The following is a 14,427-nucleotide window of genomic DNA, read 5'->3' on the forward strand; positions in this document are numbered from 1 at the left end:
CTGGAGTGAACAAGCTGTATAGGTGGAGGGATAGGTTATGGATACGCGAAACAGCGTCCGCGAACGCAGGCAAGAACGCATCCGCCGGATCATGGAGAATAACGCCAAGCAGGCAGCGCGACAGCAGCCGCAAACCTCTCAGCCTCAACCGTTGCGGCATCCTCAGAGGCAGCAAGCGGAACAGGAGCCGATGCTTCTTGTGCCGCCGCATGCGGATCGCTATCCCGCCGGCCTGGACGTGCCGCCGGCGGCGTCAGGTTCGCGTCCGCAGGAAGAAGATCCGGAACGGCTGTGGAAAGCGAATCCCAATCCGTGGGAATCCGCGGGCTGGAACATGGCGCCTTTGCCGAGCAAGGACGTCCGCGCCAGCAAGGCGGGCGGCCCGCCGCCGGACCGGCCGAACGATTACCGGTTCATCGCGAGAGGCTTGTTTATTCAATCGGCCGTCGCCATGGCGCTGTTCGCGATCGTGTTCTTGATGTTCAAGGTGGATAACCCGGCAGCCAAGAAGGGGCAGGAGGCGGTCACCGCGGCCTTGACGGAAAGCATGAATTTCGACGCGGCAGCCGCCGCGTATAACAAATGGTTTGCCGGCGCCCCGTCGTTCATTCCGTTCTTCGGCAGCCATGGCGACGAGGAATCCCGGCTTGCCGAGGGCGCCGTGGAGCTCCCGATCGTTTCGCCGCTGCGGGCGGGCACGGTCGTGCGTTCGTTCGCGGAGACGCTGGACGGCGTCGATATCGCGGGCAGCCCGGAACAGGCGGTGCTGGCGGCGGAGACGGGACGCGTCATCCTCGTCTCGAAGGACGGGAATGACGGAGAAACCGTGTTCGTGCAGCATGCCAACGAGCGCGTGACGGTATACGGCCATCTGACAGGCGTGATCGTCGCGGCCAACGATTGGATCGAAGCGGGCAAAACCCTCGGGAAGCTTCAGGCGCCGAAGGAAAGCGGCACCCAAAGCCTGCTGTTTTTCGCGGTGAAGGAGAAGGGCCGATACGTCAATCCGGCGGACGTCGTGCCGATTGATTAAACTCGGCGGCATCCGGTGGTCCGTTCATCCGCTATTCGTGCTTATCATGCTCGCGTCCGTCGTAACGGGGTACTTTGTCGAACTGCTGACATTGTTCGCGATCGTGCTCGTACACGAGCTGGGGCATGTCTTCGCGGCAAAAGGCTTCGGCTGGACGGTTCGCGAGGTGAAGCTGCTGCCCTTCGGCGGGGTGGCTGAAGTCGAGGACGGAAGCGGGCTGCCGGCAAGAGAAGAAGCGCTCGTGGCGATCGCCGGTCCCCTGCAGAACGCCTGGATGGCGGGCGCCGCCTGGGTGTTCGGGCAAACCGGATTGTGGCACCCTGACTGGGCGGCTTACGTCTGTCAGGCGAATATCATGATCGGCTTGTTCAATTTGCTGCCAATCCTGCCGCTGGACGGCGGGAAGCTGATGCAGGCGGGACTAAGCCGGACGCTGACGTTTCACGGCACGCTGATTTGGGGTACTAGAATCAGTCTGCTCTTTAGCGCGTTAATGATCGTGAGCGCCTTCGTGCCCGCCGTACTGAGCAAGAACGCGGTCCATTTGCATTTGAACCTGGTCGCCGTCGGCTTGTTTCTGCTGCTGACCAATTGGACGGCGTATCGCAACATTCCCTTTCTTTTCCTTCGTTTCCTGACCAACCGTGCCGTGTCGTCGTCCCGATCGGTCTCGCGGGGGACCTGGGCGTTCCCGATCATCGTGCCGAAGGGGTACACGGTACTGGCCGCGCTCCGGCTGTTCAAGCGGGACAGCTATCATTTGATCGTCGTGATGGAGGAGAAAGGGGACGTGCTGGGCGTACTGCCGGAACAGCGATTGGTCAGCGGATTTCTATCGGACGGAAAAGCAGACCGTGCAGTCTTGGAGCTTTTCATGTAAAATAGGTATCCGTGGAGACCGACTGAGGCAGGAGGTCAAGAGAATGAAGAAAATGCTGGTTCACGGTCAGAAAGACATGCTTCAAATCGCCATCGTGGACGATCAATCGCTGTATGAATACTATATGGAAAAGACGGAGAACGCCGGCCAGCTTGTCGGAAGCATCTTCAAAGCGCGCGTCGTGAACGTATTGCCCGGCATGCAGGCGGCCTTCGTCGATATCGGACTCCCGAAGAACGCCTTTCTTTATATCGATGACGTGCTGCATCCGCATTTGGATCGGCAGCCGAAGGAGAAGCCGCAGATCAATCAGCTGCTTCATCCCGGACAAGAGCTGCTCGTGCAGGTCATGAAAGAACCGCTGGGCGGCAAAGGCGCCCGGGTAACGACGCATTTCTCCCTGCCCGGCAGGTTTCTGGTCTATATGCCGATCGCCGATTACATAGGCGTGTCCAAGAAGGTCAGCACCGAGTCGGAGCGATCGCGGATGCGCGCCGTCGGCGAACGGATCCGGCTGCCCGGCGAAGGCGTCATCATGCGAACGGCCTCGGAAGGCGAGAGCCTGGACGCGCTGCAGCAGGACGTGCAGTTTCTTAGGGAGCTCTGGCAGGAGATCAGGCAGCGGGGCGAGACGGCTTCGGCGCCCACGTTGCTGCACCGGGACGCGGATCTCGTGCACCGACTGGTTCGCGACCTGCTGACGGCCGAGATCGACCAAATCTGGATCGACGACGGTTCGGTATTCCGGAAGACGAAGGCCATGATGAAACGGCTTGCCCCCGCCATGCTGCCGAGGCTCCGGTTGTTCGAGCCGGTGATCGGCGGCGTTTCGCTCTTTCAGCAGGATCATATCAACGAGCAGCTGAACGAAGCCTGCCAGCGCCGGTTCCGACTCAAATCCGGAGGAGATCTCGTCTGGGATCAGACGGAAGCGTTGACCGTCGTCGACGTCAACACGGGCCGTTTCGTCGGCACCTCCGACCTGGAGGACACCGTGTTCCGCACGAATCTCGAAGCGGCCGAGCAGATCGCCAGGCTACTTCGTCTGCGGGATGTCGGCGGCATCATCATCGTCGATTTCATCGATATGGAACAAGAGGCGCATCGCGAGCAAGTGATGCAGCTCCTCGAGCGTCACGTGCGCTCCGATCGGACCAAATGCCAGGTCGTCGGATGGACGAGGCTGGGCCTTTTGGAAATGACGCGCAAAAAAGTGCGCGAGCAAAAGCCGGTTTCGGCCAAGGAGCCTTCGGGCAGTCCGGCGTTTTGACGAGTCCGGCATCCTATATTATTTCGTTGCTATCGGATATGATGTGTGATATTATGTTATGGTGTCTGCGATTGAGAACTGCGAATTGCCGGCCATTTACCGCACAGAACAGGTACATAAGCGCGTGAGAGCCCGCTTTCACGGCACCTGCATCAGGCGAGTCTTCGATATAAGGAGGTGCAACACATGTTTGCGATCATTGAAACGGGTGGAAAACAATACAAAGTGCAAGAAGGCGACGTTCTTTACATCGAGAAACTGGATGCTGCTGAAGGCGAGAACGTAACGTTCGACCGCGTATTGGCTGTTTCCAAAGGCGAAGAAATCGTTACGGGTACTCCGGTTGTTTCCGGCGCTACTGTAACGGCGACCGTCGAGAAACACGGCAGAGGACAAAAAATCATCGTTTATAAATATAAAGCGAAGAAAAACTACCGCCGGAAGCAAGGTCACCGTCAACCGTACTCCAAAGTTACGATTGGCAAGATCCAAGCTTAAGAGGACAACCTATGATTACGGTCACCATTGAACGGCAGTCCGCCGTCGATTCGCGGATCGTATCGTTTGCGATAGAGGGACATGCCAAATTCGCCAATCCCGGCAAGGACATCATCTGCGCGGGGGTGTCGGCCGTATCGGTCGGCACGGTGAATGCGATCGAAGCGCTGGCGGGCGTCGTGCTCCCGGCTTCGATGAAGAGCGGCTGGCTCCGGTCCGAAATCCCCGCCGGAGAGGATGCGGCTTCCGATGCGAAGATGCAGCTTCTCCTGGAGAGTATGATCGTGATGCTCGAATCCATCGCGGCCTCGTACGGGAAGTACGTTGTCATTCGTCAACAATTTCGTGAATAAAGGAGGGAACATCCATGTTGAAACTGAATCTTCAGCTCTTCGCTTCGAAGAAAGGCGTAGGTTCCACAAAGAACGGACGCGACAGCCAATCGAAACGTCTCGGCGCTAAACGTGCCGACGGCCAAACGGTAACGGCGGGAAGCATTCTTGTTCGTCAACGCGGAACGAAAGTTCATCCGGGCAACAACGTTGGCATCGGTAAAGACGACACGCTCTTCGCGAAAGTGGAAGGCGTCGTGAAATACGAACGTTGGGGACGCGACCGCAAGAAAGTCAGCGTTTACCCGGTTGCAGCAGCAGCTGTCGCTGCAGCGGAATAAGCAACAATCCCCGGTCTGCTTGCAGACCGGGGTTTTCTTTTTTTTATCGTCCCTTGGGTTGTCCGGATGAACTTTCCGCTTACTCATGCTATACTGTTTAAGGTTGGGAAAGAATAGGAAAGTAGGCTCGATTCATGAATCGCACCCGATATTATGCGGCTGCTTCCGTCATTGCGCCTGCGGCGGCAGTATTAATTTGGCCCATGCACCGGTGGCTGCTGGCCGTCTTTCTGGTTTGGGTCGCGGCAGCGGCGATAGCGTGGAACCGTTCTCTCGCGCGGGAACAGGCCGGTCGGTTGGAGCTGCTCGAGAAATCGCTGCAGCAAACCGCGATTGCCACGCTGAATCATCATCGGCATGATTGGATGAACGATCTGCAAATTATCTTCGGCTATCTTCGGATGGGGAAGACGGATAAGGCGATTCAGTGCGTGGAACAGATAAGGGAACGGATGTTGACCGAAAGCAAGATTGCCAAGCTCGGAATCCCGTCGCTCGTGATGTTCCTGCAATCTTTCCGCACGCGGACCAATGCCATGATCATCGATATGGACATTGACGGCGAAGTGAATTTGGCCGAGGTGTTCCCCGACAAGGAACAGGCGGCGAATGCGATTATAGAGCTGATACAAGCGTACCGCGAAGCGGCCGTTACGGGCAGCGGGGACGCGGCCAGGCTGATGATGGATATATCCGCGTACGAGGATAAGCTGCAGCTGTCGTTCCATTTCGACGGGAAGCTCGCGTCGGGCAGCGAATGGAAGAAGAATTGCGAGCGCGCGCTTCACGGTTCACCGCTTCACATGGCGGAAGTGGATCATGGCAAGGGGACGTTGATCCTCGAGGCGCAGCTTGGACAATAGATGGAGGAAGCAAAGACATGTTTGTCGATAAGGCGAAAATATTCGTAAAAGGCGGCGACGGGGGCAACGGGATCGTCTCGTACCGCCGGGAGAAGTACGTGCCGCAAGGCGGGCCCGCCGGCGGCGACGGGGGGAAGGGCGGCGACGTCATTTTCCGCGTGGACAACGGGCTGCGGACGCTCATGGACTTCCGTTACCAGAAGCACTTCAAGGGCGAACGGGGCGAGCGCGGCAAAGTCAAGACGATGCACGGGTCCAACGCGGAGAACACCGTGATTCGGATTCCGCCGGGAACGGTCATCTTGGATGACGATTCCGGTGAAATCATCGCGGACATGACGCAGCACGGCTCGGAGATCATCGTCGCCAAGGGCGGACGCGGCGGACGCGGCAATACCCGATTCGCGACGGCGAGCAATCCGGCGCCGGATTTCGCGGAGAACGGCGAAGACGGCGAAGAACGTTGGATCATTCTCGAGCTGAAGGTCATGGCCGATGTCGGCCTTGTCGGTTTCCCGAGCGTGGGCAAATCGACGCTGCTCTCGATCGTGTCGGCGGCGCAGCCGAAGATCGGCGCGTACCATTTCACGACGATTTCGCCGAATCTCGGCGTCGTCGATGTCGGGGACGGACGCAGCTTCGTCATGGCGGATCTGCCGGGATTGATCGAAGGCGCGCATGAAGGCGTCGGGCTCGGCCATGATTTTCTGCGGCATGTGGAGCGCACGCGCATTATTTTGCACGTGCTCGACATGTCGGGTTCGGAGGGACGCGATCCGTACGAGGATTGGGTCACCATCAATCAGGAGCTGGAGCTGTACAATCCGGTGCTGGCCGAGCGTCCGCAGATCATCGTGGCGAACAAGATGGACATGCCGGAAGCCGAGGACAACCTCGCGCTGTTCCGGGAGCAGCTGCAGGCGCGCGAAGACGAAGCCGAGCATCAGGTCGTGGCGATGTCCTCGCTGACGAAGCAGGGCGTTCAGGAGCTGCTCTATAAGGCGATGGACCTGCTCGAGACCGTGCCGGAGACCCGTCAGATCGAGGAAGTGCGCGACGTGGCGGAACGCAAGGTGTATACGCTGGACAAGGAAGAGGACCGCTCCTTCAAGGTGGGCAAGGAGAACGAGGGCTTCTACGTGGAGAGCGCCTATATCGAGAAATTCATGAAGCGGGTCAACCTCAACAACTCCTACGACGCGATCATGCGTTTCGCGAGAACGCTGCGCTTGATGGGCGTGGACGCGGAGCTTCGCAAAATCGGCGCGAAAGACGGCGATATCGTACGAATCGGCGACTTTACCTTCGAGTTTTTCGAGGGAAGCGACTTCTATTACCACGAATAGCACGGGATCAGCTGCCGGGGCTGTGTTTGCATCTACTGCAGACGCGGCCGGGGCGGCTTTTTTGATACGAGGGATTTGCCGCCGCATGCATGGAAATGACTATTGCCGCCATGGCGTTTATTCGCTATAATGTCCTCTATGGAAGAACAAATGTCTTCGATAGGAGGACGGTCAGTGGAGGAACGATATTATGTCGTTCGCGAGGATATGCTGCCGGAAGCAATCGTGAAGACCATTCAGGTCAAGGAAATGCTTCGCCGGGGCGATGCCGCCACCGTTCACGAAGCGACCGAGCGCGTAGGCCTGAGCCGAAGCGCCTTTTACAAGTACAAAGACGGAGTTTACGCGCAGGATCACCTGAAGCGGGAAACGATCGTGACCATATCCATGGATCTGGATCATCGCGCCGGCGTGCTTTCCAAGGTGCTCGGCCTCGTGGCCGGCTCGGAAGGAAACGTGCTGACGATACATCAATCGATTCCGCTGCAAGGGCTTGCCAACGTCGTGATTTCCGTTGATACCTCGCTCATGGGCGGGGCGCTGTCCGAATTCACGGATGCGCTTCGCAGGCAGGACGGCGTCCGCAGGGCGTCCATCGTCGGCCAAGGATAGACTATATACTGGAGGTTAACGGAATGAAACCGATTAAAGTAGGATTGCTTGGACTCGGCACGGTAGGAACGGGCGTCGTTCGCATCGTGGAGGGTCATCAGACGGATCTGCAAAGCCAGGTCGGATCCCCGATCGTCATCGAGAAGGTGCTCGTTCAAAATATAAGCAAGGTTCGCGCGGTCAGCATCAATCCCGCAAAATTGACGGAGGACGCTTGGGAGGTCATCCATAATCCCGAGATCGACGTCATCGTCGAAGTCATGGGCGGCATCGAGACGACCAAGAGGTATATCCTGGAGGCATTGGCCCGCGGCAAGCACGTCGTCACGGCGAACAAGGATTTGATGGCGCTGCATGGTCCCGAAATCCTGGCCGCGGCGCACGAGAACGGCTGCGACGTGCTCTACGAAGCGAGCGTGGCGGGCGGCATACCGATTATCCGCACGCTGATCGAAGGCTTCTCGTCCGACCGCATTACCAAGATTATGGGCATCGTGAACGGGACGACGAATTATATCTTGACGAAGATGAGCAAGGAAGGCGCTGCCTATGGGGACGTGCTGAAGGAAGCCCAGGAGCTCGGCTACGCCGAAGCCGATCCGACTTCCGACGTGGAAGGATTGGATGCGGCGCGTAAAATGACGATTCTGGCGACGCTCGGCTTCCGCGCGAACGTGGCGCTCGAGGACGTCGACGTCAAAGGCATCTCGGCGATTACCCGCGAGGATATCCTGTACGCGAAGCGGCTCGGCTACGAAGTGAAGCTGCTCGGCATCGCGGAACGCCAGGACGATTACATCAGCGTCAGCGTGCAGCCGACGATGGTGAAGCTGTCGCATCCGATCGCCGCAGTGAACGGCGTGTATAACGCGGTGTACGTCTACGGCGAAGCCGTGGGCGAGACGATGTTCTACGGACCGGGAGCGGGAGAATTGCCGACGGCAACCTCCGTCGTCGCCGATTTGGTGGCGGTGGTGAAGAACCTAAAGCTCGGCGTGAACGGCAAGCAGGAGCTGATCGCGTACAAGGAGAAGAAGCTCAAAACCGACGAGCAGATCGCGTCGAAATATTTCATGCTGCTGCACGTGGCGGATCGCGCGGGCGTGCTGGCGCGCATCACGCAGGCGTTCGCCGAGCACGAGGTGAGCCTGGAATCCGTGCTGCAGCAGCCGAATCCGAGCAATCCGGAAGCGGAAATCATCATCATCACGCATGACGCGAACAAAGCGGCGGCCAAACGGGTCCTCAAATCGCTCGAAGCGATGGACGTCGTGAAAACGATCAAGAGCGTCTACCGCGTCGAAGGATAAAGCCGGCATAAGCATGGCAGGGAAGCGCAAGTAAATGAAGCTACGGATGAAGAACCTATGACGCACGGCATCGGTTAGAAACGCCATCCGTCATCTGGAGGGTGCGGGAGTATGATAAACGGCCAGGTATTGGTTAAAGTTCCGGCCAGCACGGCGAATCTCGGTCCGGGCTTCGATACGCTGGGCATGGCGCTGTCGCTTTACGCGTGGATCGAGATGGAAGCCGTCCCCGGCGGAGACACCGTTATCGAGCTATACGGCGAAGGATTGGAAGGCATACCGACCGACAAGACGAACCTGACGTACAAGGTCGCCAAGCTCGTATTCGAGGAAGCCGGCCTGGAGATGCCGGAGCTTCGCATCGCCATGTACAGCGAGATCCCGCTTACCCGCGGACTCGGCAGCAGCGCGTCCGCGATCGTCGCGGCGCTCGTGGCGGCGAACGCGCTGGCAGGCAGCCCGCTCGGCGAGGACAAGTTGTTCCAAATGGCCTCCGAGCTGGAGGGCCATCCCGATAACGTAGGCGCGTCGCTCTTCGGCGGCATCGTCGTCTCGGCATGGGACGGGACGCGCGCCGAGAAGGTGCGCATCGCGCCGCACGAGAATTTGGAAGTGTTGGTTGCGATTCCGTCGTTCCAGCTGTCCACGGAGAAGGCGCGCCACGCGCTGCCCGCGAAGCTTGACATGAAAGACGCCGTTTACAATGTAGCGTGCAGCTCGCTTCTAGTGGCGGCGCTCGCGAGCGGCAATTTGGAGCTGATTCCGTTCGCCATGCGGGATAAGCTGCATCAGCCTTACCGCGCGCCTCTGGTACCGGGCATGTCCGAGATCCTGGAGCAGGCGACTAGCCGCGGCGCGCTCGGCATCGCGCTGAGCGGGGCAGGGCCGACGCTGCTGGCCCTGGTGGACCGGAGCAGCGACAGGAAGGCGGAGCTGGAGTCGTTCCTGCTGGATACCTTACGCGCCTATGGCATCGAGGCGCAAACGATGTGGCTCGCGCCTGCCTTGAACGGTCCGGAGCTGGCTATCTTCGACGCAGGCAAGACAGTAACGTTCATGGAACGAATCAAAGGAGAAGTAAGGGCATGATAAGCGCAGCTTGTTTGACCAAGGGCTCCACGTCCGACGAAGCGGCCAGGCATATGCTGAACGGCTTCGGCGTCGACATTCGGTACGAATATCACCGCATGATCGCGGACGTCTTCCTGTCCACGGCCGAGGGAAAGACGGATTATGCCGTCATTCCGATCGAGAATACGATCGACGGTTCCGTAAGCTTACATACCGATTGGCTAGTCGACGAAGTGAATTTGCCGATCCGGGCGGAGTGGGTCTATCCCTCGATTCAGAACCTCATCGGGGCTTCTTCCGAGCTGACGGAAGAAAGCGGAGAACTCGCTTACGGGCGTATCGTGAAGGTCATGAGCCACCCCGTCGCGATGGCGCAGTGCACGCAGTATCTGAAGCGCCGCCTTCCGCACGCGGAGCTTGAACATGTCGGCAGCACGTCCGAGGCGGTGCGCATCGTCCGCGACAATCCCGGGCGCGGCTGGGCGGCCATCGGCCAAGTATCCGCGGCGGCGGACAACGATCTCGCCATACTCGAACCGGCCGTCACCGACCATGACAACAATTACACGCGCTTCCTGCTCGTCGGCCGGGAGCCGTTCAATCTGCGAACGTCGGAGAAGCATAAGACGAGCGTCCTGATCACGCTTCCGGAGGATTATCCGGGGGCCCTGCATCAAGTGCTGTCCGCGTTCTCGTGGCGCCGGATCAATCTCTCGCGCATCGAGTCGCGGCCGACGAAGAAGAAGCTCGGCAATTATTATTTTCTGATCGATGTCGAGATGGCGATGGAAACCGTGCTGCTGCCGTCCGCGATCGCCGAGATCGAAGCGATCGGATGCCAGGTGCGCGTGCTGGGCAGCTATCCAAGCTTCACATACGAATCTCGTTAACTCATTTTCGGAGGTGCAGGTACGATCATGGCTGAACAAGTGATTTATCTCAACGGGGATTACGTGACCAAAGAGGATGCGAAGGTATCGGTTTTCGATCATGGCTTCCTGTACGGGGACGGAATTTTCGAAGGCATCCGCATCTACAACGGCAACATTTTCAAGTGCAAGGAGCATCTCAACCGGCTGTACGACTCGGCGAAATCGATCATGCTGAACATTCCGCTTTCCTACGGCGAAATGGAGCAGGCGCTGGTCGAAACGATCCGGCGCAACGAGCTGCGCGACGGCTATATCCGGCTCGTCGTTTCTCGCGGTCCCGGCAACCTGGGCCTTGATCCGCTGCGCTGCCCGGCGGCATGGGTCATCATCATCGCGGAGCAGCTCGCGATCTATTCGGAAGAAGCGTACCGCGACGGCCTCGTATCCGTGTCGGTCTCGCAGCGCCGCAATATCCCGGATGCGCTCAATCCGAAGATCAAGTCGCTGAACTACCTGAACAACATCCTGGTCAAGATTCAAGCCAACCTGGCCGGCGTCGGCGAGGCGATCATGCTGAACGCCCAAGGCTACGTGGCCGAGGGCTCCAGCGATAATATCTTCATCATCAAGCGCGGTGTCGTTTATACGCCGCCATGCTATGTGGGCGCCTTGGAGGGCATCACGCGCGCGACGATCATCGAGCTGTGCGCGAAGCTGGGCTACGCGCTGAAGGAAGAGCCGTTCACGCTTCATGACGTTTACGTGGCGGACGAAGTGTTCTTTACGGGCACGGCGGCCGAGGTCATCGCGGTGCGCGAGGTGGACGGACGTACGATCGGCGAGGGCAAGGCCGGCCCGATCACGACGCATTTGCTGGCGGAGTTCCGCAAAACGGTCGACGTCGACGGCGTGAAAGTGTACGAATAGGCAGGTCATGAACACGATTGAAGCTTTTCTTGGCGCGAACGCCGGGGAGAGCTTCAATTTTTTTTTATGAAGAAGGGTGACACTCGCCCACCTCCCGCATAGGATGTAGGGATTGATTAACGGGCGTTTGCCGCGTCTGCCCAAGACGTAAAACGTGACAGGAGGTTTTTGTCGGGTGAAAATTCATATCGTAAAAAAAGGCGACACCTTGTACATGATCGCGCAAAAGTACAATGTATCGCTGGAAGAAATTTTAAAGCTTAACCCATCCATCACCAATCCGGACGAGATCGACATCGGCATGAAGATCAAAGTGCCCGCGATGCAAGGCGACGACATGGAGGTCATGCACCAGCACGTCGTGCAGCAGGGCGACACGCTCTGGAAGCTGTCCAAGGCTTGGGGCGTTCCGCTCGGGGATATGATCAAAGCGAATCCGCAGCTCAAAAATCCGAACGTGCTGCTGACGGGGGAAGTCGTAAACATACCTAAACCGAGCATGCCGGGCGCGATGCCGGAAATGAATGAACAGCATCACGGCCACAAATCGGGGACGGGTCATCACCCGCTCCATCCGTCATCGGTCATGCAGGGCGTGCAGGGGCTTATGGGCAAAATCCCGACCGGCAAGATTCCGACGGGCAAAAAGCCGACGGGACCGAAAAACACCGCTCCGATACCTACGCCGGTTCCGATGCCAGAGCCGACGCCGGCTCCGATGCCGGTGCCGACGGAAATTCCGATCGCAGAGAAGAAATATCCGATGCATCCGACCTACGAGCAAAACGTCGATTTGTTCAAACAGTACGGCATTCCCGCAACCGAGGTCATGTCGCTGCACGATATGCCGACAAGCCCAGTCCACAGCGGCTACGGCTACAGCCAACCGACGGCCGTGTCCCCGGCGATGACGGGTGGCTACGGCTATGAAATGCCGACGGCCGTGTCCCCGGCGATGACGGGTGGCTACGGCTATGAAATGCCGACGGCCGTATCGCCGGCGATGACAGGCGGTTACGGCTATGAAATGCCGACAGCGGTATCGCCGGCAATGACGGGCGGCTACGGCTATGGCATGCCGACAGCGGTGTCGCCGGCGATGACGGGCGGCTACGGCATGCCGACGGCCGTTTCGCCAGCGATGACGGGCGGTTACGGCTATGAAATGCCGACGGCCGTATCGCCGGCAATGACTGGCGGTTACGGTATGCCGACGGCGGTATCGCCAGCGATGACGGGCGGTTATGGGAATGAGATGCCGACGGCCGTCAGCCCTGCCGAAACGTCCCCCGGCCTGCCGTGGGGAGCGCCGAATTATGGCTGGGGATCACCGATGGTGAGTCCTGCCAGCGATCAAGGCTACGGTTCCAATGCCGTATCGCCGGAAAGCACAGGCCCGATGGGCGGCTACGGCTACAACCCGTCGATGGTCTCGCCGGAGAGCATGGGTCCAATGGGCGGCTACGGGTACAATACGTCGATGGTCTCGCCGGAAAGCACAGGCCCAATGGGCGGCTATGGCTACAACCCGTCAATGGTCTCGCCGGAGAGCATGGGTCCAATGGGCGGCTACGGGTACAATCCGTCGATGGTCTCGCCGGAGAGCATGGGCCCGATGGGCGGCTATGGCTACAATCCGTCGATGGTCTCGCCGGAGAGCATGGGCCCGATGGGCGGTTACGGATATAATCCGTCGATGGTCTCGCCGGAGAGCATGGGCCCGATGGGCGGCTACGGGTATAATCCGTCGATGGTCTCGCCGGAGAGCATGGGCCCGATGGGCGGCTACGGGTATAATCCGTCGCTGGTCTCGCCGGCGAATATGGGCCCGATGGGCGGCTACGGATATAATCCCACTATGGTCTCGCCGGCCAACATCGGTCCGCAGTTCGGCTATGGATATATGGGTAACGGCCAAGTGTCGCCTGTGAGCACGTCCGGCAAGAAGCCTTGCAACTGCGGCTGCCAGGATAAACGCGAAGAAGACGACTTCGAAGCCGAAGAAGCGCTGGAGCCCGTAAAGGTCAGCAAATCGGCGGCAGCCCGAAAGCCGGCCAAGAAAGCCGCCGTTCGCCAAACACGCACCGTGAGACCGAAACGCCGCGACAGCCTGCCTTGGATTAACCGTTAACGATACTGACGCGTACGCCCCGCGTGCATCGCTTCCCGATGCCTCGCGGGGCATTTATTATACGCTTCGCGGACATGCATATTTCGCCAGTTGGAGTGACAAACTAACAAAAAAGGCAAATGGGGGAACTCATATGATGACATTCAACGTGTGGCGCAAAGTGAAGCAAAAACTGCGGCGCGGCCGTCGTCCGATGTGGCAGCTGGCTTGCTTTTTGCTTGCCGCAGGCCTATTGTCGCCGACCTTCGGCGGCGTCGGCTCGGCCGCCGCGGGCAAGAATGGCCCGGCGGCTCCCCGGCAGGAGCGGGAAGAGACAAGCCGCAGCGTCATCGCGACGCTTTCCGATATGCATGCCAAAGTCACGGTCAAGCTTCGGCGGGTGTATATCTGCGGCGTGGAATCGGAGACGATCGGCAGCTTGAGCTCCGCGGACGCGCTGCGAATGATGAAGCTGCATCCGGAATGGACGGCCATGCTGGACGAGCAGGGCGCGGTCGTCATGGAGCAGCGGATCGACGATTTGTCCGAATCGTGCAAACGCAACGCGTATTTCGGCTTGGACAAGCTGGGCCGCCTGTCGCTGTTCGACGGCGCGCCGAAGAAAGAAAAGGTGCTGCGGACCTTCTTCCAGCTGGACGTGAATTACATGGAGAGCAGCCTGCCGCGGGAACGGATCGACGAGCTCGTCAAAGGCATCCGCGTAACGGACAAGGACGCGTTCAACAGCGTGATATCCACCTACAGCGACTATGCGGTGGACCGGACCGAGAAGGTCATGAAGCGAACGTTTTGAGCGCAAACCGACATACCCCGATAGAAGCGAACGGCTGCCCGAGGCAGCCGTTTTTTCGTCGTTGCTCCGTCAATCAAGCCGGGACAAAACGCGTGTTCTCATTCGCCCCATCATTTGATATAATGGGAGGAAGCCGTTTTTCGCAATA

15 protein-coding genes are annotated in these 14,427 nt (G+C 59.0%); all 15 read left to right on the forward strand.

The features are described 5' to 3' along the window. The first annotated feature begins 37 nt into the window (after nt 1–37). On the forward strand, nt 38–1,033 hold the full coding sequence (locus GT019_RS18765; protein WP_161744713.1) for a M23 family metallopeptidase: 996 nt from the start codon (nt 38–40) through the stop codon (nt 1,031–1,033). After that, a complete protein-coding gene (locus tag GT019_RS18770) occupies nt 1,026–1,913 on the forward strand; it encodes a site-2 protease family protein (protein ID WP_161744714.1) in 888 nt (295 codons plus the stop codon). The genes GT019_RS18765 and GT019_RS18770 overlap by 8 nt, the downstream gene beginning before the upstream one ends. Before the next feature lie 43 nt (nt 1,914–1,956). Beyond that, nucleotides 1,957–3,183, forward strand: coding sequence for an Rne/Rng family ribonuclease (locus tag GT019_RS18775; RefSeq protein ID WP_161744715.1), 1,227 nt, complete (start codon nt 1,957–1,959; stop codon nt 3,181–3,183). A 186-nt stretch (nt 3,184–3,369) separates the two neighbouring features. Next, on the forward strand, nt 3,370–3,681 hold the full coding sequence (rplU, locus tag GT019_RS18780; RefSeq protein WP_161744716.1) for a 50S ribosomal protein L21: 312 nt from the start codon (nt 3,370–3,372) through the stop codon (nt 3,679–3,681). An 11-nt stretch (nt 3,682–3,692) separates the two neighbouring features. Next, complete coding sequence (locus tag GT019_RS18785; RefSeq protein ID WP_161744717.1) at nt 3,693–4,034, forward strand: ribosomal-processing cysteine protease Prp; 342 nt, start codon at nt 3,693–3,695, stop codon at nt 4,032–4,034. 14 nt (nt 4,035–4,048) lie between these two features. Then, nucleotides 4,049–4,354: a 50S ribosomal protein L27 gene (gene rpmA, locus GT019_RS18790; protein ID WP_090641680.1), complete on the forward strand. Its 306-nt coding sequence runs from the start codon at nt 4,049–4,051 to the stop codon at nt 4,352–4,354. 134 nt (nt 4,355–4,488) lie between these two features. Then, nucleotides 4,489–5,217: a Spo0B domain-containing protein gene (locus GT019_RS18795; protein WP_161744718.1), complete on the forward strand. Its 729-nt coding sequence runs from the start codon at nt 4,489–4,491 to the stop codon at nt 5,215–5,217. A gap of 17 nt (nt 5,218–5,234) precedes the next feature. Next, nucleotides 5,235–6,563, forward strand: a complete 1,329-nt coding sequence (gene obgE / locus GT019_RS18800) for a GTPase ObgE (protein WP_161744719.1) — start codon at nt 5,235–5,237, stop codon at nt 6,561–6,563. Nucleotides 6,564–6,737: 174 nt separating this feature from the next. Further along, nucleotides 6,738–7,175: an ACT domain-containing protein gene (locus tag GT019_RS18805; protein WP_161744720.1), complete on the forward strand. Its 438-nt coding sequence runs from the start codon at nt 6,738–6,740 to the stop codon at nt 7,173–7,175. A gap of 23 nt (nt 7,176–7,198) precedes the next feature. Continuing rightward, a complete protein-coding gene (locus GT019_RS18810) occupies nt 7,199–8,485 on the forward strand; it encodes a homoserine dehydrogenase (protein ID WP_161744721.1) in 1,287 nt (428 codons plus the stop codon). Nucleotides 8,486–8,596: 111 nt separating this feature from the next. After that, a complete protein-coding gene (thrB, locus tag GT019_RS18815; RefSeq protein WP_161744722.1) occupies nt 8,597–9,574 on the forward strand; it encodes a homoserine kinase in 978 nt (325 codons plus the stop codon). Beyond that, nucleotides 9,571–10,446, forward strand: a complete 876-nt coding sequence (gene pheA / locus GT019_RS18820; RefSeq protein ID WP_161744723.1) for a prephenate dehydratase — start codon at nt 9,571–9,573, stop codon at nt 10,444–10,446. The genes thrB and pheA overlap by 4 nt, the downstream gene beginning before the upstream one ends. A gap of 27 nt (nt 10,447–10,473) precedes the next feature. Continuing rightward, nucleotides 10,474–11,355, forward strand: coding sequence for a branched-chain-amino-acid transaminase (gene ilvE / locus GT019_RS18825; RefSeq protein ID WP_161744724.1), 882 nt, complete (start codon nt 10,474–10,476; stop codon nt 11,353–11,355). 175 nt (nt 11,356–11,530) lie between these two features. Beyond that, nucleotides 11,531–13,486, forward strand: coding sequence for a LysM peptidoglycan-binding domain-containing protein (locus tag GT019_RS18830; protein WP_161744725.1), 1,956 nt, complete (start codon nt 11,531–11,533; stop codon nt 13,484–13,486). Nucleotides 13,487–13,619: 133 nt separating this feature from the next. Next, nucleotides 13,620–14,279: a BofC C-terminal domain-containing protein gene (locus tag GT019_RS18835; protein WP_161744726.1), complete on the forward strand. Its 660-nt coding sequence runs from the start codon at nt 13,620–13,622 to the stop codon at nt 14,277–14,279. Nucleotides 14,280–14,427 lie beyond the last annotated feature (148 nt).

The sequence above is a fragment of the Paenibacillus glycinis genome (assembly GCF_009909185.1).
Classification (GTDB): domain Bacteria; phylum Bacillota; class Bacilli; order Paenibacillales; family Paenibacillaceae; genus Paenibacillus_Z; species Paenibacillus_Z glycinis.

Excerpts from the sequence above, each read along its gene's own strand:
- GT019_RS18765 (WP_161744713.1), top strand. The coding sequence starts at position 38 with ATGGATACGCGAAACAGCGTCCGCGAACGCAGGCAAGAACGCATCCGC.
- GT019_RS18775 (WP_161744715.1), top strand. The coding sequence starts at position 1,957 with ATGAAGAAAATGCTGGTTCACGGTCAGAAAGACATGCTTCAAATCGCC.
- rplU (WP_161744716.1), top strand. The coding sequence starts at position 3,370 with ATGTTTGCGATCATTGAAACGGGTGGAAAACAATACAAAGTGCAAGAA.
- GT019_RS18785 (WP_161744717.1), top strand. The coding sequence starts at position 3,693 with ATGATTACGGTCACCATTGAACGGCAGTCCGCCGTCGATTCGCGGATC.
- rpmA (WP_090641680.1), top strand. The coding sequence starts at position 4,049 with ATGTTGAAACTGAATCTTCAGCTCTTCGCTTCGAAGAAAGGCGTAGGT.
- GT019_RS18795 (WP_161744718.1), top strand. The coding sequence starts at position 4,489 with ATGAATCGCACCCGATATTATGCGGCTGCTTCCGTCATTGCGCCTGCG.
- obgE (WP_161744719.1), top strand. The coding sequence starts at position 5,235 with ATGTTTGTCGATAAGGCGAAAATATTCGTAAAAGGCGGCGACGGGGGC.
- GT019_RS18810 (WP_161744721.1), top strand. The coding sequence starts at position 7,199 with ATGAAACCGATTAAAGTAGGATTGCTTGGACTCGGCACGGTAGGAACG.
- thrB (WP_161744722.1), top strand. The coding sequence starts at position 8,597 with ATGATAAACGGCCAGGTATTGGTTAAAGTTCCGGCCAGCACGGCGAAT.
- pheA (WP_161744723.1), top strand. The coding sequence starts at position 9,571 with ATGATAAGCGCAGCTTGTTTGACCAAGGGCTCCACGTCCGACGAAGCG.
- ilvE (WP_161744724.1), top strand. The coding sequence starts at position 10,474 with ATGGCTGAACAAGTGATTTATCTCAACGGGGATTACGTGACCAAAGAG.
- GT019_RS18835 (WP_161744726.1), top strand. The coding sequence starts at position 13,620 with ATGATGACATTCAACGTGTGGCGCAAAGTGAAGCAAAAACTGCGGCGC.